Origin of the sequence: Holdemania sp. Marseille-P2844, from assembly GCF_900120005.1 — a bacterium.
Taxonomy (GTDB): Bacteria; Bacillota_I; Bacilli_A; order Erysipelotrichales; family Erysipelotrichaceae; genus Holdemania.
The window spans coordinates 105,635-128,510 of record NZ_LT635452.1 but is presented as its reverse complement, the minus strand read 5'-3'; the positions used below and the strand labels follow the sequence as shown (position 1 = coordinate 128,510).

Genomic DNA, 22,876 nt, shown 5'->3' with positions numbered 1-22,876 from the left:
CTCTGCCTTGATTACCGCAAAGTTGGTTCTTTCTTTATAGTTGAGACGCTTATGATATTTCAGTTTCAATGATACAAGCCTCACAAATAACCACTAATATTCTGATTCCTTCTTTTTTCCTCCTCTTATGTCTTTTTTATTACCCCATTATCCTTGAACCTTAATCACTCTTTAATCTCCCAATACCCATTAGAACCATGGCCTACAAATCTGATATTATGCATATTTTTAATACGCCGTTTAATTGTCTTTGAACTAACTCCTATTGCCTCTGACATCTTTTCTGTGCTTATTTTATTATTCGCACGTATTAATTGAAGTATTCTTTTTTCTACATTATCCTGAGGGACATCCTGAGGGACATTCTGAGGGACATCCTGAGGGACAACATAATTTAGGTTTGGCATTATTACCGTAAATTGATAACGATCAGAACGAAATATTGGTTTTTTCTTGTCATCATAATTGATCTGCAACTCATACCCGTTAATAATTTTACCAAAACCACTCCCTTTTCTTTCCATATAGCCTAAACGATTTAACACATCAGCTAAAACCGGATTTCTACGTGTTGATGGTATTGTTAATGGGTCTCTATCTTGAATTATCGATCCATCTGGCATTCCACCCGGAGAATAAATTTCCAGCCGATCATCAAAAATATCAATATGAACTTCACTTCCATTAATTAAATAATCGCGATGAGCTAATGCGTTAATTAACGCTTCGTGGTAACTGCGTTCTACATATTCCGGCATTTCTTCTCTTGAATTCGCAGTTTTTCTCCACATTAATCTACTATTGCGTTTAATAAAAGTTTCTCCATTTTCAATTAAGGAAATGATACTTCCTTCATATTCCGCATCATCAATGGCATCAATAGAACCGCCACTCTTATTTAATCCATTCCATCGCGTACAAAATAATCTTGACCAACGAATTGGACTCTCATCCGCAAATAAAGCACCGGCATTGGTTAATTGACCATTTGAATCAACTAATCCAAATGAAATCAAATCTTTGTCATCAAAACTATTCCCTGTCCACTTTTTATATCTTTCTCTTAACTTTGAAAAAGCATAGTCTTCAATTTTATATGTAGAATCTTGTGAATCAAAAGATGAATTTCTCCCACGAAGCACTAAACGTTTTAATTCTATCGGAGATGCTTTTACACTCTCATTCCCAACTCTTATATAGGCTTCCAATACGCCATCCCCACTATAATAATAGGGTGTTTCAAAGCCCTTAAAAACCTCTAAAATGATTACTGTTTGATTATTTGTATTTTCAAATCTTAGATTAAATTCAGGTATTGGATTGAGCTTTGATTTAATTATTTCGCTAATCTTTTCCGCATCTTTCTCCGGCTTTTCTAAGCCAACTATTTCATCATCATCAGAAACCCCAAAAATCAAAAAACCACCAAATGAATTTGCAAAAGCACTAACACTTTTACACCAACTTTTAGGCTTTCTTTCTTCAAGAAGAAGTTTCTTATCATATTCAGATGTCTCACCAATTAGTTGCTTTATATTCATTAAATTATCCATCCTATTTTTATATGCCCTTATTATAATCCAAGTTTATTCAATAAAGCCAGTTTCTTAATTTGAAAATTAGCTATATCAATCAAGAAAATGACTTAACCACATAGAAAAACGAATAATAAGATTATGGTTTATCCATCATGTCATCTGCAAATTTCAGATATTCCTCTTTTGTCCAGAACATCATTTCCTTATATTCCTCTGATCCCATTGCTCAGGCTTCCGCGCCGGATTAGAGAGTAAGCGATAAATCTTACTGCATGATTAAAAATAGAGTTTAATTGACCGTGTATTATTATAAGATGAGTAGCAGAATATGGCTGCCCGAATTCATTTTGATAAGATAGCAACTCATTCTGTTCCGCGATAATATCCTTTGTCTCTATTTTCTCCATCTTACATAATTCAAAATAATGAAGTATCGTTGTGCATATCACATAGCTTTTGGATTTTCATGTATTTTCCTTCACCCGTTTTCTTTTGTCTGTTTCATAGATTTTAAAAAAACTATCTAACTGGATCAAGGCGAAATTACCAATGAAGAAGACAAACAATGGCGCTGTAAATATAAGAACTTGACAACTCTCATCACTGGATAAAAGTTTCCTCGAAAACACTTAGCGATTTTCTTATGAGTGAACTAAAAAAGAAAAATAAACATTAAAAACCTTACTGATTTTCGATATCCAGAAGTGGAAAAGGAAGTCAATAAGGTTTTTCTATACTATTTCTTTAGAAATTATTACATCAGTAGGGATCACATGTTGCCAAATCATTGCCAGCACTTAAACAAATTTGTTTGAATCCGGCATAAACACTAGTTTTTTTCAGTCCATAAACTCATTCAAATTCGATCGTTCCCGGCGGCTTGGACGTGATGTCCAGCAGCACACGATTGACATGAGGCACTTCGTTAACGATCCGACTGGAAATTACACTCAATACGTCAAATGGAATTCGTGCCCAATCCGCGGTCATCCCGTCGATCGAAGTGACCGCCCGGATCGCGATGGCGTAATCATACGTCCGCTGATCGCCCATGACACCCACCGACTTCATATTCGTCAGCGCGGTGAAATACTGCCAGATGTCCCGTTCAAGTCCTGCCTTCGCTATTTCTTCGCGCAAAATCGCATCCGATTCACGAACCATCATTAATTTTTCTTCCGTGATCTCGCCTAAAACACGAATTCCCAATCCCGGCCCCGGGAACGGCTGCCGCCATACCATTTCGTCCGGCAGGCCCAGCTCCTTGCCCAACTGCCGCACTTCATCCTTGAACAACGTGTTCAGCGGTTCGATCAACTGGAACTGCATATCCTTGGGCAGACCGCCGACATTGTGATGCGACTTGATCGTCTGGGCGGTCTGCGTACCACTTTCGATCACATCTGTATACAGCGTACCCTGCGCCAGCCAGTGGATATTCTCACCCTCTGCCAGCTTCTTGACTTCCTCATCAAACGTATAGACAAACTCATTGCCAATGATTTTCCGCTTCTGTTCCGGATCCGATACCCCTTTGAGCTTATCCAGAAATTTCTTCGACGCGTCGATCTTCCTCAGATTCAGCTTCATATTCCGACCGAACGTCTCCATGACACTCTCTGCCTCACCTTTGCGAAGCAGGCCATGATCAATGAACATGCAATACAGCTGCGATCCGATCGCCTTGTGCAATAACGCCGCCACGACAGAGGAATCCACCCCGCCCGATAAGGCCAGCAGAACCTTGTCCGAACCGACCTGAGCGCGGATCTTCTCAATCTGCATGTCGATGTAATTGTGCATTGACCAGTTATTTTGCGCATGGCAGATTTCAAATACAAAGTTTTTCAGCATCTCGTTGCCATATTCGCTGTGCCGCACTTCCGGATGGAATTGTACCGTATATATCCGCTTTTCCGGATTGCTCGTCGAAGCAAATTCACAAGTAGAGCTGGAAGCGTCCTTCACAAACCCCGGAGCCAGCCTGGACACCTGATCGCCATGGCTCATCCAGACGGTCTGCTTCTTTGGCAGCCCCTTGAACAACAGAGAATCCGATTCAATCTCAATCTCAGTCCGCCCATATTCCTTACTGTTGCACGAACGCACGTCGCCGCCGTTCATGAAATGCGTCATCTGCATGCCGTAACAAATTCCCAGAATCGGCAGACCGCTCGTAAAGATTGCCGGATCACATTTGAACGCATTCTCATCATAGACGCTGTTCGGTCCGCCGCTGAAAATAATGCCTTTCACATCCCCCAGGGCCTGGATCTCCGCCAGCGTCATCGTATTGGGATGCAGCTCACTGTAGACGCCGAACTCCCGGATCCGCCGGGCGATCAGCTGGTTATATTGACTGCCGAAATCGAGAACGATAATTTTATCAGCCATCGTGTTGCCTCCTTTGTTTTGGAATTGAAAAGTGAATTAAAATAACGAGTATTCTAATTCACTTTTTCCTTTGTTTATTTTACCATCGAAAGTGGCGGATTACCACAGAAAATGATGGATGAATCAGATGATGAAATACAGGATAAAGACGATATCCAGAATCCAGATAATCGGCCGGACTTCCTTCGCCTTGCCGCTGCCCAGCATCACCGCGCCATAGGTGATAAACCCTAACGCGATACCGTCGGAAATCGAATAGCACAGAATCATCATAATGATCGCCATGAAGCCGGTCGACGCGAAGATGAAGTTATCCCATTCGATGCCGCCCAGCTGCTGCGCCATCAGAATTCCGACGACGATCAGAGCCGGCGCCGTAACCGCGCTGGTCACGACGGAAAGCAGCGGGAAGAAGACAATCGACAACAAGAACAGAACGCCGGTCGTCACCGCGGTTAAGCCCGTCCGTCCGCCTACCTCAACACCCGAGGTCGATTCTACAAACGACGTTACCGTCGAAGTCCCCAAGACAGCGCCCACACAGGTGCCGACGGAGTCCGAAAGCAGTGCTTTTTCAATATTTTCCAGTTCACCTTTTTCATTGACCAACCCTGCCCGGTTTGCCACTGCAACCAGCGTTCCCGCCGTATCAAAGAAGTCAACAAACAGGAAGGAGAAGATGACGACGATGAAATCTTTATGTGAAAACAGTTCGCCGAAGCCGCTCATAAACGCACCCAGCGTCGGCATTTCAAAGTTGAACTGCATGATCGCCGTCGGCAGCTGCGGCATATTCGCTACTCCGCACAATCCCGCGATGACCCCGACCACCGCGGTGCCGATCAAGCCCCAGAACACGGCCGCCGTGACTTTCTTTGCCAACAGGATCAGCGTCAGCGCCAACCCGAAGATCGCAAGCAGAACCACCGGATCCGTCAGTTTTCCCAAAGCGACGAACGTCGATTCATTGGCGACGATGATGCCGGCATTCTTCAAGCCGATAAACGCGATGAAGAAGCCGATGCCCGCGCCGATGGCCAGTTTCAGCTGCTGCGGAATTGCGTTGATGATCATTTTACGCAAGCCTGTGACCGAAATAACGATGAAGATTATTCCAGAAACAAAGACCGCGGCCAGAGCCGCCTGCCAGCTGTAGCCGAACTGCATGCAGACGGTATAAGTGAAGAACGCATTGACGCCCATGCCCGGAGCTAAGGAAACCGGATAGTTCGCCAGCACGCCCATCAGAATGGAGGCGATGCCAGACGCAATCGCCGTCGCCAGGAAGACGGACTGTACCGGCATGCCCGTGGCCCCCAGCATACCCGGATTAACCGCCAGAATATACGCCATGGCTAAGAAGGTGGTCAGACCGGCCAATATTTCCGTTTTGACCGTCGTTTTGTGAGAAGACAGCTTAAATAACTTTTCTAACATAATTCCCCTTACTTTCTAAAAAGCTTCGCCGTAAAAGAAAAAGCTTCCCGAGGACAGAAGCATGAAGAAAGGCTTCCATCGTAGAATGACGGTTACGGCCGCCATGTAGAAACTCCTGTGCCCGATCCTCAGGAATATACGGTGAACTTTTACGTTTGTCATTATAGCAGAGGTTCCTGACAGTGACCAGTGTTTTCCTGCGTTTTAACGATTTTCTACGGAAATCAAGAAAGAAAACATTCCGGATTGGAAACAAAATCGAAATCAAAAGGGGAAATGCCATCTCCGGCATCACTTCTGATTGCACTTTCCAAACATGAAGGCTACAATGAAATCAAATCACCGGAAATGATCCATGGTGGTAACCAGGTCATTTCAAGGAAGGAGATCGTTATGAAAAAACACATTATTGTCGAGGTCTGCTGCGGCAGCGTCGACGACTGCCTGCTGGCGGAAAAGCTGGGGGCAGATCGGATCGAATTGAACCACGCGCTGGAGCTGGGTGGCCTGACACCGTCGCTGGGTACATTCCTGGAAGCGAAACGTCGGGTCAGCCTGCCGATCTGCGTGATGATCCGGCCGCGGGGCGCCGGCTTCGATTATACTGAGCCGCAGTTTCAGGCTATGCTGAAGGATGCTGAGATCTTTATGGATCATGGCGCCGACGGTCTGGTTTTCGGCTTTCTGAATGAGGATGGCAGCATTAACGAAGACCGGACCTGTCAAATGGTTAAGGCTGCCCGGGGCAAGGAAGCCATTTTCCACAAAGCTTACGACAGCACAGAAAATATGGAAGACTCGCTGAAGACTCTGATCCGCTGCGGCATCACACGTGTGCTGACCAGCGGCGGCGCAGTCTATCCGAATATCGTGGAAGGCTGCAAAGAATTAGGCCGCCTGCAGGATCTCTATGGCGATCAGATTCAGATTCTGCCTGGGGGCGGAGTGCGGGAATACAATGCCCGGCAGGTTCTCAAGCTCGCGCATACCGGACAAATTCATCTGACAGCCAAAAATACGATGATCGACGAATCCACCGGCCATTATCATACTGCCGGCGATCGCTCCGGGCTGGAATATCTGGCCGTTGGGGAAATGAATCTGAAAAAGATCATGGAACAAATCCGGAGCTTTGACGAAGCAGAGCCAGATCCCCTCGTTACCCTGTTTCCGGGATGATCCCGTTCTTTCTTGGCGTCCCGAAGTTTTCAATACATTGTCATGCATTCCTTATTTGTAAGTTTCACGAAAGAAACTATTTTCATGAATGATGAAATTTTTACAATCAAAGTTGAAAATTGCTTGACAATCTTTACCAACCAGTTTAAACTACTAACCATAAACAGAAACTTGATGGTCCTGATCAAATTCCTGTTTAGATCTAAGTAAAATGAATTTAACCTTATGAAAAGTTTCCTCTTTTTCCTCTCTTTCATTTTACTTAACCCGTGGGTCCTGCGCTTCCTTTCGCAGACCCTGATTCCTGGAAAAGTCGGTGGCTCCGACTTTTTTATTTTTAGCCCTGTTTTTCATTTCTTCTGCAGTTTGCAATCCCATTCAACTTCTATGAAAAAAAAGATAAACTTCAATTTCTGAAATTTACCTTTTCTGTTTCCTTTTCTATCTCTTTTCAAATCTGCGGCAAATCCGTCCTGAGTTCACGGCCTCAGCAAGCAGCCGCTTCCCCGTTTCCCGACTGCCGACCTTTGAAAATTCGCTCAATCTCACGCTCAATATGCTTCGTTGTTGCGCGCCATATCAATGATTTGCAGCATCGTCTGCTTATCCATGGCCCCCGGCATATAGCCATATACATTGCCTTCCGTATTGATCAGATACGTCGTCGGCAGTCCGGTCACGCCATAGTTATAATTGACCTGTCCGTCCTCATCAAAGACTGTCGGGAACGTATATCCGTTTTTATTCAGGAAGTCGATGACGCCCTGCTTGTCGGTTTCCCTTCCGCCCGGCTGATTGACGACCAGAATGACCAGATCGTCTGGTAATTCTTCATACAACTCCTGCACCGAAGGCAATTCCGCCTTGCAATAAGTACACCAGGTGGCAAAAAATTGCAGCATCACAATCTTCCCTTTATAGTCTGAAAGCGTATGGGTATTGCCATACTGATCCGTCAAGGTGAAATCATAGGCCGGAATGATCTCGCGGCCGTTTTCATCCACGGACGGGGTCGCCGTCGGCTGCGGTTGGCTGGAAGCCGCCGTTGAGTTCGCCGGCTGTCGGCGCAGTTGTTCGGAAATCGCCCCCACCGCCGGAACGCTCATCCACAGGCCCATCACGATCAACAAAATTCCGCCCAGCTTCATCGCTTTCGGCAGCCAGCTCTTTTTCTTCTGCAGCCAGTTCAGCGCTTCCTCCGTAAATAATCCCAGGATTAAAAATGGAACGACGAAACCCAGACCGTAACAGAAGATCAGCAGCGTGCTGCTGGATGAAGCCGCCGCGGCGACCAGCACTGAGGAAAGCATCGGTCCGATGCAGGGCGTCCACGCAAAGCTGAATAAGAACCCCATCGCGTAAGCCTGAAGCAGGCTGCCGGCCTCTTTTCCAGCCTGCTTCTGTGTAAACCGGAATTCCCGCATCAGAAACGGAATCTGAATCCAGCCTAACTGCACCAGACCAAAGAAAACGATGAGAATCCCGCCCAGCAGCGAGATTAACAACCGGTTCTCATTTAACCAGCCGCTCAATCCCTTCGCCGACATCGCCGCGATGAAGAATACCGTGCAGATGCCGAGCACAAACGCCAGCGTAAAGCCAAAGATATGCAATCGTTTCCGCCAGCCTGTTAAATCCTTTTTCAGCGCATCCTGACTCAGATACGCCATGTAGACAGGTAAAATCGGCAGAACGCAGGGGGAGAAAAACGACAGGAACCCCTCCGTCAGTACAAGCCATGCTTGATTATTCATACATCAAATCCTTTCTTTTACTCTCAATAAAATAAAGGAAAATGCCTTCGCAGCATTTCCCCCTTATTGAACTCTTACTTCATGAAGAAAAAGTAAGCGAATACCAAAATTCCCAAGGCGATCCGATACACGCCGAACGCCTTGAAGTCGTGCTTGCGGATATACCCCATTAAAAAGCGGATCGCAAACACGGAAACGATGAACGCGGCGATCATGCCGACGATCAGCACCGAAGCCGTCGCCAGAGAGAACGCGATTTTCATTTTGATCAGCTTCAGCAGGCTGGCCCCGAACATCACCGGAACCGCCAGGAAGAACGAGAACTCAGCCGCAATCCCGCGCGAGCAGCCCAGCAGCACCGCGCCTAAAATCGTTGCACCGGAACGGGAGGTTCCCGGGATCAAGGCCAAGACCTGGAAAACACCGATTGCCAGCGCCGTCTTGTAGCTCATCTTTTCAAACGAAGTCACGCTTGGGCGGCGATGCCGGCTTTCAATCGCCAGAAACGCCACGCCGTAAATGATTAACATCGAGGCTACCGTGACCGGATTGTAGAAATATGCGTCGATCAGATCGTCGAACAGCACGCCGATGATGCCTGCCGGCACCACCGCGACGATCACTTTCAGCCACAGATCAATCGTACTGCGTTTTTCGTAAGCGTTCTTACGTGGAGAAAACGGATTCAGTTTATGGAAATACAGCAGCAGGACCGCCAGAATGGACCCAAACTGGATGACGACCATAAACATATCGACAAATTCTTTATTCGCGGCCGCATCCGCCAGCACGGTCAGCGGCATCAGCTCATTAACCAGAATCATGTGTCCGGTGCTGCTGATCGGCAGCCATTCGGTAATCCCCTGGACAATCCCCAATAGGATTGCCTTCAACATCTCTATCATCAGATTCACGGAATTCACTCCTTCACTGTTAACATCTTAGCAGACAGTCTTCGTTATTATACCATTGAAATGCCACGGACTCTACCTTTTCCGACGCTTTTCCTGATTTTTTGACCTGAACCGCTTTGCTAGCGGCAATCCAGCTCCATGATATAATCGTCCATAAAATAACCGCCGCCAATCGGCGTTTTTTCTTCCCGCAGTGTGACGAAGCCCCATTTCTGATAAACCGCAATGGAATTTGCGTTGAAGCGGTTGACGGTAAGCTGAATCCGGCCGCTTCCCGCTTTTGCTTCTTCTTTGAGAACCGCCAATACCTTTGACGCCAACCCCAGCCCTCGCGCATCGGCGGCCAGATACAGTTTGCTTAGAAACAGATATTCCGGATTCAATGCCGTCGCAACGTAACCGCAAAGCTGGCCTTGATGGAAAACGCCGCGGTACCGATAACCCTGATTGGCAATCTGCGCCTTCATCGCAGGCAGCGATTGGAAATGTTCGACCATATAATTAACCTGATCCACGCCCAGAATAGATTCATAATGTTCATGCCAGATGATTTCCGCAAGTGCCGCAATTTGTTCCAATAAAGCGGCGTCAGCGTCGCGCAATTCAAATGATTCCATCAAATTTTCCTCTTTTCTTTGATTTTCCACAGCTGTCCGCGGTTACTGCGCCGCTTTTTTCAGCTCATCTTCCCGTTTCTTTTCCAATGTCCGGCGTTCCAGTGCCAATAATGTGCGCTTGATATCCAATCCGCCGCCATAACCAGTCAACGAGCCATCCGCCCCGATTACCCGGTGGCAGGGGATAAAAATCGGAATCGGATTCCGATGATTCGCCATGCCGATCGCCCGCAGCGCTTTCGGCTTGCCAATGCTTTCCGCCTGCTGCTTATAGGTGCGGGTTTCCCCATACGGAATTTCCATCAGCGCCTGCCAGGCGGCTTTCTGAAACGCGGTTCCGTCCGGATGCAGAATCAGCTCAAAAGTTTGCCGCCGGCCTTCCAGATATTCCTGCAGCTGCGTGAACGCCTGCCATAAACAAGCCGTTTCCGCTACTTCACATTCCTCGTCCTCAGGAAACTCCTGTTCAAAATCAACGCGTACAATCCGTTCGTCCTTTTCCTCGATCCGGATCATGCCCAGTGTTGTCCGGCGATAAAAACATGCGCGCATAAGGCTCCTCCCTAACTTTTCAATTCCATTTTTCACCGGCGGCTGCGCTTTGCTTCATCAGCATCCCCGGCCTGTTCTCACTGTATTGCTGTATTCATTTTACTCTCGCTGTGCCGAAAAGAAAAGGCTTGTGCGCAAGCTTCAGCGCCCATCCGTTCAACCTGATCAGACTGAAGCCTTTTCCCTTTAAAATCATTGAGTTTCTGTATCAGCTATGCAAAACAGCTTTGCAGTTAAAAAACTGTCCCGTTTCTTTAAGAAAACGTCTGAAAGCATGGTGCTTCCGGACGTCGTTTTGTTTATTCAGCTGAAATAAACCAGATCCTCTTTTAATTCATCTTCCATCCTCAGCGCCTGAACATGCGGAACGACCAGATTGCGCTGATATTCCTCATCGTATTCGACTTCAATCCGGGCGGTGACGGTAATCCATTCATTCACCGCCAGGTTGACAGGTTTGGCGCACTTGCACAGGTAACCGATTAACGATGTATCCTCCGCGCAGCAGACCATCGCATAACGTCCCATCACAAAAGACCGCTTATCCTTTTCCACATGCACGACTTTTCCCTTAAACCGCACGACCTTGCCGTCATATTTGTATGGATGATCCAGAGCGTCCATGTACCACAGGCCGTAATCGTCATCCTGAATGTCGATCACCTCGGCGTTGAGATCGAAAGGCAGATCATCCTCCGGCAGATCGTTAATTCCGCCGTCGACCGATTCATAAATAATCTGCGCGCCTTTGTTGATGGCTTTGATATTGCTTCGCAGAAAAGACTTCTTCGTATTGGAGTCGCAGCGGTTGATCAGGATCATCTCCGAATGCACCAGCTGATCATACATCAGCGAACGCATATTGTTGACATACATCATAAATGTCTGGGCGTCCACAGTGGAAATGATCTGAACCAGCATCCAGTTGATGGGAAATTCCATATCCAGAAATTCCGTCACGCTCCACATACCGTTAAACTCGATGAATACCTGTTTCGGCCGGTATTCGTGCTCCAGTTTTTCCAGATAATCAGCTGTCAGTTCTTCCTTCTCTTCCACATTCACCAAAACAGAGTGAGTTTGTTTTAAAAAGGGCTTGTCAAATTCCACTTCGCCTTGTTCGCATGCCAGAATCAAGGTTTTTGACCCGTCGTTGAATTCCGGATCGGACAGCGTTTCCTTCATCATGGATGATTTTCCGCTCTCCAGAAAACCGGTAAATAAATATACAGGAACGTCCATAGTTTACCCCTTTACATGAAACAGTCCGGCCAGCTGAGCTTCGTCAAGCTGTGCGCCAATGACGCACAACATACCCGCTACCGCTGCCGCGCCCCGGCGGATTTCGCATTCGCCCGGTACCATATCGAAATGCAGCCAGGTTCCATCTGTGCATGGAACAATCCCCTTCGCGCGCAGAATCGTGCCGGCTGCCGCGCCCTCAGCGATCTGATTTAAAGCCTGCTGCAGCTCGGATTCATCATAGACATGGGCTGTCTGAACACCCCAGCTGGTGAAAACCTCATCCGCATCATGGCCATGATGGTGATGATGGTGATGATGATGGTGATGCCCGCATTCACATTCCTCGTCGTGGTCATGATGATGTCCGCATTCGCATTCCTCATCGTGATCATGGTGATGTCCGCATTCGCATTCCTCGTCGTGATCATGATGATGTCCGCATTCGCATTCCTCGTCGTGATCATGGTGATGTCCGCATTCACATTCCTCATCGTGGTCATGATGATGTCCGCATTCGCATTCCTCATCGTGGTCATGATGATGTCCGCATTCGCATTCCTCGTCGTGATCATGGTGATGCGGCAGACATTCATCTTCCTTCATCAGCTGTTCCATCAGTTCCTTCTGTTCCATCGCTTCCAGAATCTGCGCGCCGCTGATCGCATCCCATGGGGTCGTAATGACGACCGCTTTCGGGTTCTTTTCCCGGATCAGCGCCAGGCATTCCGCCAGTTTTTCTTCACCCAGCTTCTGTGTCCGGCTTAAAACGATCGTGTTGGCGTGTTCGATCTGATTGTTGAAAAACTCGCCGAAATTCTTCATATACATCTTACATTTTGTCGCGTCCGCTACCGTGGTAAAGCTGTGCAGTTCCATTCCTGTTTCTGCCTGAACTCCCTGAACGGCGCCGATGACATCCGACAGTTTACCCACGCCGGACGGTTCAATGATGATCCGATCAGGCTGGAATTGTTCCGCACACTTTTTCAAAGCTTCCGCAAAGTCGCCGACCAGACTGCAGCAGATGCATCCGGAATTCATTTCCTTAATCTCAACCCCAGCTTCCTTTAAGAAGCCGCCGTCGATGCCAATCTCGCCAAATTCATTTTCAATCAGCACGGTTTTCTCTTTTGGGAAACCTTCCTGCAAGAGTTTTTTTATCAGCGTTGTTTTTCCGGCGCCGAGAAATCCTGAAATAATATCAATTTGTGTCACGATTTATCCTTCTTTCCTTTTTTATCCGCAGATCCGCGATCTTTGATTCAGCCGAAACTTTCGTTAGGATCCGACTGGTCTGTGTTCCTTATTTTAGCACTTTCCGCTTGGAAATGACAGGCTTCTGCCTGCTCAGTTTCCATTGTTGACCAAATTTTCCTTCCTCATCCGTCTATGCTATACTTAATTTAAATAAGAAAGAGGTGGCAATGATGAAAATCCGATGTGAACATTGCGGCGGCGACCTCACAAAAACGGTCAGGACTGCTTTCGCCCGCTCGCCCGCTATGACGCCGGACCGATTGAATGTCCTGATTGCCATGCGCTGCAATCGCGCCGCCTGACGCAGGTTGACTTTTTAATTGATCTGGGGGTCATGCTGAGCTTACTTCTGGCTCTGGTTTTACTCCTGCCTGTTTTTGTCGGGATCCGGACCGAACTTCGCTCATTCCTAAACCTTCTGTTTCTGGGCAGCGGCATTCTGTTTCTGGATCAATTCCGGTTTCTGCTGTACCGCGTTTCACCAACGACTTCCAATCGGCACAGGAACAATGCAATGTAAAAAACCGAGCCAACGGACTGCAGCTGATCTGCTTCGGCGGGTTGATTCTAACGTTAATCTATTTCAACACGCGTTCGTCAGTAATTTTAGTTTTAACCGTCAGCCTGATCGTTGTCGTTTTCCGTCTGCTTCTTCTGCGCTTTTACTGAAGCTTTCCCCTTCTGAATTCTTAACTTCCCCTTCAGCGCCTCCTTAAAGCCTTGCTCCCCCCCTTCATTTCCCGGACTTGTCCGCCCGTTTTCCACTATGCTTCAGTCCTGATTTTACGCTATATTCGCACCTCAGAATATGGTACAATAAGATAAGGTGATATTCATGAAAATTAACTGTGAAAGCTGTGGAAAACCAATTACATCTCAGGTTAATTCCCGCTTTGAACAATTCGAACCCGGCCGTGTCGTCTGCCCGCATTGCGGTCATAAACAAAAGCGTTATATCAGCGAAGCGGATCTGTTGATCTATTTCTGCTTCAGCGCCGTTCTGTATTCGATCGTGCTGGTCTTCATCTTCTTCTTATTAAATTGGAAGATGCAGGTCTGGATTCTGATCCTGGCGGTCGGCCTGTTTGTCGCCACCTATTTTGCGATGAAATATGGCAGTGCGATGTTGTATGAAAAAGCTTATTTCAAAGCGGACATCAAAAATAAAGTCATTCAGGAGGACGTCAACACCGTGCGCAAACGCCTCAAAACGCAATTCATTCTGTTTATGCTGGTGGCGTTCATGTTCGGTACTCAGCCGGAATTCATCCCCTTCTTCTTCATCCTGATCACCGCCTTCCTCATGCTGACCGTAATTAAAGTTCGCTTAGCGATACGCAATGAAAGAGCCCAGAAGTAATTCCGGACTCTTTTTTATTTGATATTGAATTTAGCGACTGAATCTCAGCTTATTTCTTCGCTGTATATTTGCGGATATCCAGCGCCACCGCCACGATAATAACGATGCCCTGCACGATGAACTGATACGACGTATCAATCCGCAGATACTGCATCGACGTCTTCAATAATTCAAAGACAAGGACGCCTAACAGAATTCCGGAAACCTTGCCGACGCCGCCGTTGGTGGAAACACCGCCGATCGTACAAGCGGCGATCGCTTCCAGTTCATAGCCCAAGCCGAGGTTGACCGAAGCGCCGCCGGACTTCGCCGCTAACAGGAAGCCTGCCAGACCATACATCAGCCCCGCCAGCGTATAGATTTTCAGTTTGGAACGGTTGACGTTCACGCCGGAAACTTCCGCCGCGTTTTCATTGCCGCCGATCGCATACATGTATTTGCCATAGCGGGTCTTGTTATAAAGAAACCAGAAGATCAGACCTGCGGCGATCGCGATCAAGAATAACCATTTAAAGCTGAACTTCCCGACCGTAAACATGGCGTTGGTCGCCACGCCGGTGAAATCTGAACGCAGACCGCCGATCGGATCCGCGCCCGAATAAACAAGGTTAATGCCATAAACGATCGTCTGCATGCCCAGCGTCGCCAGAAACGGCGGAACTTTCAGATACGCGACGACGCAGCCATTAAGCAGACCGAAGAACGCCGTGATCAACATGACGATCAACAGGACGACGACTAACGGCATCTGCGGCAGATTCGCAAAGAATTTCGCAGTATAATCCGGACGCTGCAGCAGCGTACAGGCGATAACGCCGCCGAAACCGACCATTCGGCCAGCCGACAGGTCCGTGCCCTTGGTGATCAGACAGCCGCTGACGCCCAGCGCGATGATGAACCGCGGTGTAACATTGGTGATAATATTGCTGTAATTCGGGCCGCTGAAGAATCCCTTGCGGGTAAAGCCGACAAAGAGAACCAACAGGACCAGGAGTATGACAATCGCATTATTGCTTAGAAAATCGGTGACTTTTTTCTTATTGAATTCCATAACAGTCCCTCTCCTTACATATATTTAGTCGCCAGACTCATGATTTCCTCCTGAGTCGTGGTTTTACTGTCAACGAAACCGGTGACGCGGCCTTCGCACATGACCATGATCCGGTCGCTCATACCGATCAGTTCCGGCATTTCGCTGGAGATCATGATTATTGATTTCCCCTGTTTGGCCAGATCGGCGATGATCGTATAAATTTCATACTTCGCGCCGACGTCAATGCCGCGGGTTGGTTCGTCCAGGATCAGGATTTCCGGGTCATTAGCAAGCCAGCGGGCGATGATGACTTTCTGCTGGTTGCCGCCCGACAGCGACTGAATCTGGGTTTTCGTGCTCGGCGTTTTAATGCTCATCTTGTCAATGTTATCCTTGACCAGACTTTCCAACTTTTTATTGTTCAGGACGACGCCGTAATCAATATACTTATCCAACGAAGCGACGCCAACATTGTCGGAAATCGACAGGACACCGAAGATTCCGGTCGCCCGGCGATCCTCCGTCAGCAGCGCGATACCCTTTTTAATCGCGTCCCGCGGATGATGAATCTTGATCGTTTCGCCCTTATAAGTAACCGTGCCTTTTTCAATATGCCGCACGCCGAACAGACCTTCCATCAGCTCGGTCCGCTGCGCGCCGACCAGACCGCCGATGCCCAGAATTTCGCCCTTCTTTAATTCAAAGGTCACGTCGCGGAAGCTGCGTGAGTCAATCGAAGTAAAGTTTTCCACCTTCAGGACGACTTCGCCCGGTTCGTTAAACCGCGGCGGGAACCGGTTGGTCAGTTCGCGGCCGACCATCCGCTGGATGATCAGATCCGTCGTCAGCTCATTCGCCGGCCAGGTGCCGACATAAGTGCCATCGCGCATGATCGTCACTTCATCGGAGATTTTCAGAATTTCTTCCATCTTATGAGAAATATAAATAATCGATACGCCCTTAGAACGGAGCTTATTAATGATATCGAACAATCCCTCGACCTCATTTTCGGTCAGCGACGATGTCGGTTCGTCCATGATGACGATCTTGGCGTTGACGGAAACCGCTTTGGCAATTTCAACCGACTGCATCTGCGAAACGGACAATGTTCCCAATTTCACCTTCGGATTGAAGTCCAGGTTGACCTCTTTCAGCAGCTCTTCGGTTTCCTTATACATCCGCGCGTGATCCACCACCTGCACCGGCCCGAACTTTTTCATCGGATAGCGGCCGCAGAAAATATTCTCGGCGATGCTGCGGTCCGGAATCGGCTGCAGTTCCTGATGAACCATCGCGATGCCCCGATGCAGCGCGTCGTTGGTGTCCTTGATATCCACTTCTTCATCGTTGAAAATAACCTGTCCTTCATCCTTTTTGTAGATGCCGAACAGACATTTCATCAGCGTGGATTTCCCGGCGCCGTTTTCACCCATTAATGCGTGCACGGTTCCCGGCCGGACATTCAGACAGACATGATCGAGCGCTTTGACGCCAGGGAAGCTTTTACTTATATTTTTCATCTGTAAAATATAATCGCTCATTCGTAAATCCCCTTCCTCTTAATAATCCAGAAAAATTAAGTGTGCGCGGAGGCACACTTAATTTTCGGATTCTTTCTGCTTATTTGTATTCTGCTACGTTTTCCGGAGTAACCTTAATGTAGTCAATCCAGTAGTAAGCGTCCAGCTTTTCGCCATTGATCGCCTGGACTGTGCAGTCAACCGCTTTGTGCGACTGATTGATGTGGTCATTCAGAACGGTGCCGGTCATGCCGCCGGTAGAAACTAAATCCATCGCTTCTGCCAGAGCGTCAACCCCAACCAGATAGATGTCTTCGCCGACCTTACGGCCTGCCGCGGTGATCGCCTGCGCTGCACCTAACGCCATTGCGTCGTTGTTGCAGAAGACAGCTTCGATCTTATCGCCGTACTGTGTTAAAGCGTTCGCTACGATTTCCTGGCCCTTCGCCTGATCCCAATCGCCGCGCTGTTCGTCTAATTTTTCAACTTTCAGGCCGGAAACTTCCTGATACTGGGAAATGGAGAATTCCGTGCGGTATTTCGCATCGACGTTTTCCGGATCGCCGACAACCATGACATACTGTAAGACGCCGTCGCCGTTCAGGTCGCCCTTGTTCGGCAGATCCGCGATCAGTTCACCCTGGAATTTACCGGACTGACGAGCGTCAGCGCCGACATACGTGATCATCCCCGGATCCTTCTTCATATCTTCTTCACTTGGTTCACGGTTGATGAAGATACAAGGCTTGTTCGCCGCTTCGCACTTGTCGATAACGGTGGCTGCGGATGTCGCCTGGACTAAGTTAATGATCAGCGCGTCATAGTCCTGCGCGATGAAGTTGTCAATCTGGTTAGTCTGTTCAGCCATGTCGCCTTTGCCATCCTGAATCGTAACTTTGTATTCAACTTCGTCCGTATTCAGCGTCTTGAAATAGCTTTCGATTTCCTTACGGTAAAGCGTCATGAAGTTATCGTCGAATTTGTAGATGGAAACACCGACATTATAAACCTTCTTGTCGGTACCGGCTGCGCCGTCATCCGCCGGCTTGTCATTATTTCCGCCGCCGTTGTTGGAGCATGCAGCAAGGGATAATACCATCAATGCTGATGCAAGAAAAGCAAATAGTTTTTTCATCTTTTTCCCTCCGTATAGCTTCTGTATACGCTTACATTCTATGACGGTTCAAGTGTCGGTGTCAACAAACTGAGATAAACTTTGCGGTGGTTTTAACTAGTTTTAGTAAACTTCATTTTGTGAAAATATTGAATTTATGGCTTAAAAATGGCTGATTTAATGTGTTTTTACCAATTTTTACCTGATGTAAACAAAATGTAAGCGTTATCACTTTTAGTAAAACTTCGAGTTCTGATCAGCTGATTTAGTAAATTATTTTGACTTGTTCACTTAAATTCGTTAGAGTAAGTAAGAGAGAGAGTTGATAATTATGTCTACGATCAAAGAAATCGCGCAGCAGGCGGGTGTCTCCGCCGCCACCGTTTCGCGGATCCTCAATTATGATCCGACGTTGAAGGTCGCGGAACAAACGCGCCAGCGGGTATTCGACGAAGCCAAGAAACAAAATTATATCAAACGGAAAATCAAAACGAAAAATAATTATAATCCGATCCGCATCGGCATCGTGCAGTGGTATTCCATCGAAAAGGAATTAAACGATCCGTTTTACCTCTCAATCCGCATCGGTGCCGAAAGTTATTTGAATCAGAACAATATCGAAATGATCCGCTCTTTCCGCGGGGATCCTGATTTTTTAAGCAAGCTTTCCATGCTCGATGGTCTGATTTGCATCGGCAAGTTTTCGTCTCAGGAAATCAGCGAATTCCGCAAGCTGACTGACAAAGTCATCTTCGTCGATCTGTTCATGCCGAAAATCTTTGTCAATACGATCGTCATGGACTTTCGCACCGCAGTCTATGAGGGATTGGAGTACCTCGCCAGTCTGGGGCATTCCCGGATCGGTTTTCTGGGCGGCATCGAACATACAACCGACGGCGAGATCTACTTTGAACAACGCTATCACTACTATCAGGAATTCTGCCGGCAAAAAGGCTGGGACAACAGCCGTTTCGTCCGCCGGGATCAGTTTACTGTGGAATCCGGCTATGCGCTGATGCAGGATCTGATCCAGGCGCATACGGTGCCGACGGCGTTATTCTGCGCCAGCGATGCGGTCGCCATGGGCGCGCTGCGGGCTTTGCATGAAAATAATTACCGCGTGCCGGAGGATATCTCGATTCTTGGCTTCAATAACAATCAAAATACGGCCTATACCAATCCGCCGCTGACGACGATCTACGCGCCGGCTCGTCAGATGGGCGAACTGGCCGCGCAGTTTATCACGCAGTTCGCGGCGAAAGATAAAGTCTATCCGATGCAGATCATGCTTCCCTGCTCGCTCATCCTGCGTCAATCCTGCACGCAGCCGCGCTCAAAGAAATAACGGCCGGCCCCCTAAACAAACAACACTCTGCAATTCAGCGAATTCAGCCAGAATGCTTTTGTCAGATTAACCGGCGATCAATTTCAGCCTGCGCTCCTTGGAAGAATTTAAACAAAGCGGCGATCAGGAAAAAGCTGCGCGCCCTTTAAAAAGACAAGGCCAGCCAGAACACTCGTTAATTTCCAGCCTGAAGCGAATTCCTGAAGTCAGATCGCTTCCTCCTTTCTCTTCTGTTTCCACAGCTGAAGGCTTGATCAAGATTGCTTCGCTCAGGCATCTTCATTGCCTCGCGGTGCTGTAAAAATGTTCTGCCTTAAACAGCTTTCCTGGGAGAATGGCGATCTTCGAAGGATTCAAGACCTGCGTTCTTTCTTTTAATTCTGGTATTCCATTCCTCGCTGCGCTATCACAATCGAGGCCATATACACCATACAGTCCCGCATTTCATGCTTCCTGCGGATGTCCTGGAGAAAGTATTCAAAACTGAATAACTCTTCTTCTCTTTCTTTTCATTGCATAACTAAAAAGAGAGGAACTCAGAGCTTTGAAGCGCTTTGGCAGCCTAAAGCTCTAAAGAGCTTCCTATTGTTCATGCCTTTGAAAGATACTTTCTGATAAAATGAAAATCCGGAGTTTCTGCAATCCGGATTTTTTTATCGTATCGTCTGCGTTGCAGCCGCCTGCTTTTCTTAATCTGAACATCCCGGCTGGTCATTTTTTGAATTGTTTTTTTCCAGCACGGCGTACAGTTGATCAACCTCAAAGGGCTTCGGCAAAAAGTCGTTCATGCCTGCCGCCCGGGCACGATCGCGATCTTCCTGGAAGGTGTTCGCCGTCATCGCGATAATAAATACGCTCTGTGCGTCGCTCCGCGGCAATTCCCGCAGCCGTCGGGCTGCCGTTAAACCATCCATCACCGGCATGTTGATATCCATCAGGATCAGATCATAATACCCTTCCTCATGGCCTGTAAACAAGTCCAGAGCGACCTGTCCATTCTCTGCCCGATCCACCTGAATTTTCCGGCGTTCCAATAACTCGATCGCGATCTCGGCATTGATGTCGTTGTCCTCAACCAGTAAAATCCGCAGACCTTCCAGCTTGGCCTGCTGCGCAGCAGAATGTTTCGGTTTATTCAATTCCGTTTCTTCACTGAGCGGCAGCTCGATCGTAAAGTAGAAATTGGAACCCTTCCCGACTTCGCTGCGCACTTCCAGCTCGCCCCCCATCAGCTGCACTAAACTGCGGCTGATCGCCAGTCCCAAGCCAGTTCCCGGGGTGTGCTGATCCCGATTTCCACCTTGTTCAAAAGACAGGAAAATCTTCTTCAAGTCCGTCTCGTCAATGCCGATTCCGGTATCCTGAACGCTGAAAAACAGCGCTGCCCGACCTTCCTGCCCCGCGGATTCACGAACGCTCAGCGTAATTGCGCCTTGCTTTGTGAACTTGCACGCATTGGACAACAGGTTGGTCAAGACCTGAGATATCCGCATGGCATCGCCGCTGAAACAAACATGCTTCAACTGTATGTCAAAAGTCAGTGAGTTGCCATGGATCTGCGCCTGCATTTCGAAGATATCCTGCATGTGATCCAGCAGCGCTCCCAATTCAAACGGCTGCGACAGGATCTGCATTTTTTCATTTTCAATTTTTGACATGTCCAGCGTGTCATTCAGCAAGGTCAATAGAAACTGCGACGACGTTTCAATTTTTTTCAGATTTTCTTTTAGCGCCGGCGTCGCCTCCTGAGACATCAGCGCCAAATGCGTCAGACCGATGATGGCGTTCATCGGCGTACGAATTTCATGCGACATCCGGGAAAGAAAATCCGATTTGGCCTGACTGGTTTCCATCGCTTTTTCCAACTGCAGCCGCATCATCCGGGTTTTGAGCTGAATCCGATAATAAATCAGCACGCACAAAGCAATCAGAGCGATCAGACCGGCACAGAACAAAACCGCCATCATTGGATTGGAATAAATCAACGATTCCAACGTCGCCGCGCTCTGGCGGACCTTTAACAAATTCTCAGAAATCAGGGTTTCGCTTTCCGTCGCTGAAAAATTATGAATCGACTTGCTGAAGATGGAATAAAGCAGCACATTCGGCGGCAAAGGCAGAGCGAAAGCGATTTCCTCCTGAACATTGTTCATTGTGATCAGATTCAGATTGGCATAGTATCTGCGTGAATAAAGATCCTCGACAAACGAAGCCGGCAGCCGAACGTAATCCGCTTTTCCATGATTGACGGCATCCAGGCATTTTTCATAAGAGTCATAATAAAGAATCTCGTCGTCCGCCTGCAAAGGCATTCCGGTCAATCCGAAAGGCACGGCCATGCGCATCGGCTGAGAAGCGCCGGTCTGCTTGTTCATCAGCACGACCTGATCCAGCTTTGCATAAGCCGGGGTTCGCGTCCAGCCTGTTTGATCAGCGGCCTGATCATTGTCCAGATAAGCGCCGATCAGATCCGCTTCTCCCGCTTTTACTTTTTCCGCCAGTTCCGCATACGTCTGAGCATACACATATTCAAATTGCAGCGAGGTGCGTTGCCGGATGAGTTCAAGACAAGCCGGAACGATTCCGCGGTTTTCTCCGTTTTCCTCATAAAACAAAGGATAGTTATTCTTCAGAACCGCCACCCGCAGCGTCGGCGACTGACTTAAATAAGCTTTTTCCTCACTTGTAAAATCAATGGCGTTGGCATAATCCGCCGTAAAATATTTCTCATACAGTTTGTCGGCAAAGTTGGGGTCCGCGGAATAAATCGCATTCATCGCCTCGTTGAGCTGTTCGCACAGATCAGGCCGGCTCAGCGTGGTGACCATATAGTAGGAATCGGCTTCAAAGCGGGCCGCAACATTGTAATTTTCTTTCAGATAAACGTCGCTGCCCAAAAGCAAATCGGCTTCTTTCGTTTCCAGGCACTGCGTATAGGTCTTTGCGTCTTCAAAATAAACCAGCTCGCATTGCAGATTATTAAAATTCAGGAATTTCTGCAGCCGCTCGATTTTGCTTGTCGCTTTACGCAAAACGCCGATTCGTTTTCCATTGAGCGTCGTATAGTCAAAACTCTTGATCGACGTATCGCTTTGCGGATAAATCAGTAAATTATAGTTGGAGCCCATCACGTATTCAGGATAGTTAAACATTTTTTCATAGCCGTCATAGTAATACATGCCGCCCATGATATCATTTTCCCCGGCGATGAACGAGCTGAGCAGCGTATCAGGATCGCCCGTAATGAATTCATATTGCCAACCGGTATATTTAGCGATTTCATGCAGCCAGTCATAAACCAGACCGCCATAAGTGCCGTCTTCATAAACCTCGTTTAATCCCGGACTGATCGGAAATGATACTTTCAATACTTCGCCTTCTGGATTTTCGCCGGCCTGACTGCCCTCCGCAGCCTCCGCCTGAATGCTCAGCGGCGTCCAGCTTAAGCCGCTTAACGTCAGAGCGAGGATTCCCAAAACAAATAATTTCCGCCAATTTCGCATAATTTTCTCCTCTTGCATCCTCTGCCTTCAATCAAACGGTTTTCCGCATGGTCCTATTTAACCCTTATTTTATGCCATTCCCGATCAATTTGAAATAGCAAAAGCGACTTTCAA

18 protein-coding genes and 1 riboswitch are annotated in these 22,876 nt (G+C 47.8%); of the genes, 5 read left to right on the top strand and 13 right to left on the bottom strand.

Translation table 11 applies throughout. The annotated features are described in order from the left end of the window. Positions 1-164 precede the first annotated feature (164 nt). From BQ7364_RS10485 to BQ7364_RS10470, 3 genes are all read right to left on the bottom strand, one after another. The gene (locus BQ7364_RS10485) at positions 165-1,541 is read right to left on the bottom strand and encodes an ATP-binding protein (protein WP_072684681.1); all 1,377 of its coding nucleotides are present in this window, start codon (positions 1,539-1,541) and stop codon (positions 165-167) included. An 849-nt stretch (positions 1,542-2,390) separates the two neighbouring features. After that, positions 2,391-3,932, bottom strand: a complete 1,542-nt coding sequence (gene guaA, locus BQ7364_RS10475) for a glutamine-hydrolyzing GMP synthase (RefSeq protein ID WP_072684680.1) — start codon at positions 3,930-3,932, stop codon at positions 2,391-2,393. Between the two features lie 123 nt (positions 3,933-4,055). Next, positions 4,056-5,369, bottom strand: coding sequence for an NCS2 family permease (locus BQ7364_RS10470; RefSeq protein WP_072684679.1), 1,314 nt, complete (start codon positions 5,367-5,369; stop codon positions 4,056-4,058). 61 nt (positions 5,370-5,430) lie between these two features. Continuing rightward, positions 5,431-5,531: riboswitch (purine riboswitch) on the bottom strand. A gap of 231 nt (positions 5,532-5,762) precedes the next feature. On the opposite strand from BQ7364_RS10470, the gene BQ7364_RS10465 reads away from it, so the two are divergent. Then, entirely contained in the window at positions 5,763-6,548 is a 786-nt protein-coding gene (locus tag BQ7364_RS10465; protein WP_072685048.1) for a copper homeostasis protein CutC, read from the top strand. Between the two features lie 551 nt (positions 6,549-7,099). On the opposite strand, the gene BQ7364_RS10455 is transcribed toward BQ7364_RS10465, so the two are convergent. The 6 genes from BQ7364_RS10455 to BQ7364_RS10430 form a co-directional block, all read right to left on the bottom strand. Continuing rightward, on the bottom strand, positions 7,100-8,302 hold the full coding sequence (locus tag BQ7364_RS10455) for a cytochrome c biogenesis protein/redoxin (protein WP_072684677.1): 1,203 nt from the start codon (positions 8,300-8,302) through the stop codon (positions 7,100-7,102). Positions 8,303-8,376: 74 nt separating this feature from the next. Continuing rightward, positions 8,377-9,207, bottom strand: a complete 831-nt coding sequence (locus BQ7364_RS10450; protein WP_072685047.1) for an undecaprenyl-diphosphate phosphatase — start codon at positions 9,205-9,207, stop codon at positions 8,377-8,379. Between the two features lie 128 nt (positions 9,208-9,335). Further along, the gene (locus tag BQ7364_RS10445; RefSeq protein WP_072684676.1) at positions 9,336-9,833 is read right to left on the bottom strand and encodes a GNAT family N-acetyltransferase; all 498 of its coding nucleotides are present in this window, start codon (positions 9,831-9,833) and stop codon (positions 9,336-9,338) included. A gap of 42 nt (positions 9,834-9,875) precedes the next feature. Beyond that, positions 9,876-10,385, bottom strand: a complete 510-nt coding sequence (locus tag BQ7364_RS10440; RefSeq protein ID WP_072684675.1) for a methylated-DNA--[protein]-cysteine S-methyltransferase — start codon at positions 10,383-10,385, stop codon at positions 9,876-9,878. A gap of 303 nt (positions 10,386-10,688) precedes the next feature. Continuing rightward, entirely contained in the window at positions 10,689-11,627 is a 939-nt protein-coding gene (locus tag BQ7364_RS10435) for a TIGR03943 family putative permease subunit (protein WP_072684674.1), read from the bottom strand. 3 nt (positions 11,628-11,630) lie between these two features. Beyond that, entirely contained in the window at positions 11,631-12,845 is a 1,215-nt protein-coding gene (locus tag BQ7364_RS10430) for a CobW family GTP-binding protein (protein ID WP_072684673.1), read from the bottom strand. A 232-nt stretch (positions 12,846-13,077) separates the two neighbouring features. On the opposite strand from BQ7364_RS10430, the gene BQ7364_RS10425 reads away from it, so the two are divergent. Both BQ7364_RS10425 and BQ7364_RS10420 read left to right on the top strand, forming a co-directional pair. Further along, entirely contained in the window at positions 13,078-13,407 is a 330-nt protein-coding gene (locus BQ7364_RS10425; RefSeq protein WP_072684672.1) for a hypothetical protein, read from the top strand. Between the two features lie 315 nt (positions 13,408-13,722). After that, positions 13,723-14,247: a zinc ribbon domain-containing protein gene (locus BQ7364_RS10420; RefSeq protein ID WP_072684671.1), complete on the top strand. Its 525-nt coding sequence runs from the start codon at positions 13,723-13,725 to the stop codon at positions 14,245-14,247. A gap of 49 nt (positions 14,248-14,296) precedes the next feature. On the opposite strand, the gene mglC is transcribed toward BQ7364_RS10420, so the two are convergent. The 3 genes from mglC to BQ7364_RS10405 all read right to left on the bottom strand — a co-directional run bounded on the left by mglC (position 14,297) and on the right by BQ7364_RS10405 (position 17,935). After that, entirely contained in the window at positions 14,297-15,298 is a 1,002-nt protein-coding gene (mglC, locus tag BQ7364_RS10415) for a galactose/methyl galactoside ABC transporter permease MglC (RefSeq protein ID WP_072684670.1), read from the bottom strand. A gap of 14 nt (positions 15,299-15,312) precedes the next feature. Next, the gene (locus BQ7364_RS10410; RefSeq protein ID WP_072684669.1) at positions 15,313-16,821 is read right to left on the bottom strand and encodes a sugar ABC transporter ATP-binding protein; all 1,509 of its coding nucleotides are present in this window, start codon (positions 16,819-16,821) and stop codon (positions 15,313-15,315) included. A gap of 79 nt (positions 16,822-16,900) precedes the next feature. After that, positions 16,901-17,935 carry a galactose ABC transporter substrate-binding protein gene (locus tag BQ7364_RS10405; protein ID WP_072684668.1) on the bottom strand — a complete coding sequence of 345 codons (1,035 nt, stop codon included), beginning with the start codon at positions 17,933-17,935 and terminating at the stop codon, positions 16,901-16,903. A 310-nt stretch (positions 17,936-18,245) separates the two neighbouring features. On the opposite strand from BQ7364_RS10405, the gene BQ7364_RS10400 reads away from it, so the two are divergent. Together BQ7364_RS10400 and BQ7364_RS17795 are read left to right on the top strand one after the other, a co-directional pair. Beyond that, positions 18,246-19,259 carry a LacI family DNA-binding transcriptional regulator gene (locus tag BQ7364_RS10400; protein ID WP_072684667.1) on the top strand — a complete coding sequence of 338 codons (1,014 nt, stop codon included), beginning with the start codon at positions 18,246-18,248 and terminating at the stop codon, positions 19,257-19,259. Positions 19,260-19,356: 97 nt separating this feature from the next. Beyond that, the gene (locus BQ7364_RS17795) at positions 19,357-19,560 is read left to right on the top strand and encodes a hypothetical protein (RefSeq protein WP_139248617.1); all 204 of its coding nucleotides are present in this window, start codon (positions 19,357-19,359) and stop codon (positions 19,558-19,560) included. Between the two features lie 388 nt (positions 19,561-19,948). Here the strand turns inward: BQ7364_RS17795 and BQ7364_RS10395 are convergent, their stop codons facing one another. Next, the gene (locus BQ7364_RS10395) at positions 19,949-22,762 is read right to left on the bottom strand and encodes an ATP-binding protein (protein ID WP_072684666.1); all 2,814 of its coding nucleotides are present in this window, start codon (positions 22,760-22,762) and stop codon (positions 19,949-19,951) included. Between the last annotated feature and the right edge of the window lie 114 nt (positions 22,763-22,876).

Coding starts and splice junctions, on each gene's coding strand:
- BQ7364_RS10485 (WP_072684681.1), bottom strand. CDS start 1,541: ATGAATATAAAGCAACTAATTGGTGAGACATCTGAATATGATAAGAAA.
- guaA (WP_072684680.1), bottom strand. CDS start 3,932: ATGGCTGATAAAATTATCGTTCTCGATTTCGGCAGTCAATATAACCAG.
- BQ7364_RS10470 (WP_072684679.1), bottom strand. CDS start 5,369: ATGTTAGAAAAGTTATTTAAGCTGTCTTCTCACAAAACGACGGTCAAA.
- BQ7364_RS10465 (WP_072685048.1), top strand. CDS start 5,763: ATGAAAAAACACATTATTGTCGAGGTCTGCTGCGGCAGCGTCGACGAC.
- BQ7364_RS10455 (WP_072684677.1), bottom strand. CDS start 8,302: ATGAATAATCAAGCATGGCTTGTACTGACGGAGGGGTTCCTGTCGTTT.
- BQ7364_RS10450 (WP_072685047.1), bottom strand. CDS start 9,207: ATGATAGAGATGTTGAAGGCAATCCTATTGGGGATTGTCCAGGGGATT.
- BQ7364_RS10445 (WP_072684676.1), bottom strand. CDS start 9,833: ATGGAATCATTTGAATTGCGCGACGCTGACGCCGCTTTATTGGAACAA.
- BQ7364_RS10440 (WP_072684675.1), bottom strand. CDS start 10,385: ATGCGCGCATGTTTTTATCGCCGGACAACACTGGGCATGATCCGGATC.
- BQ7364_RS10435 (WP_072684674.1), bottom strand. CDS start 11,627: ATGGACGTTCCTGTATATTTATTTACCGGTTTTCTGGAGAGCGGAAAA.
- BQ7364_RS10420 (WP_072684671.1), top strand. CDS start 13,723: ATGAAAATTAACTGTGAAAGCTGTGGAAAACCAATTACATCTCAGGTT.
- mglC (WP_072684670.1), bottom strand. CDS start 15,298: ATGGAATTCAATAAGAAAAAAGTCACCGATTTTCTAAGCAATAATGCG.
- BQ7364_RS10410 (WP_072684669.1), bottom strand. CDS start 16,821: ATGAGCGATTATATTTTACAGATGAAAAATATAAGTAAAAGCTTCCCT.
- BQ7364_RS10405 (WP_072684668.1), bottom strand. CDS start 17,935: ATGAAAAAACTATTTGCTTTTCTTGCATCAGCATTGATGGTATTATCC.
- BQ7364_RS10400 (WP_072684667.1), top strand. CDS start 18,246: ATGTCTACGATCAAAGAAATCGCGCAGCAGGCGGGTGTCTCCGCCGCC.
- BQ7364_RS10395 (WP_072684666.1), bottom strand. CDS start 22,762: ATGCGAAATTGGCGGAAATTATTTGTTTTGGGAATCCTCGCTCTGACG.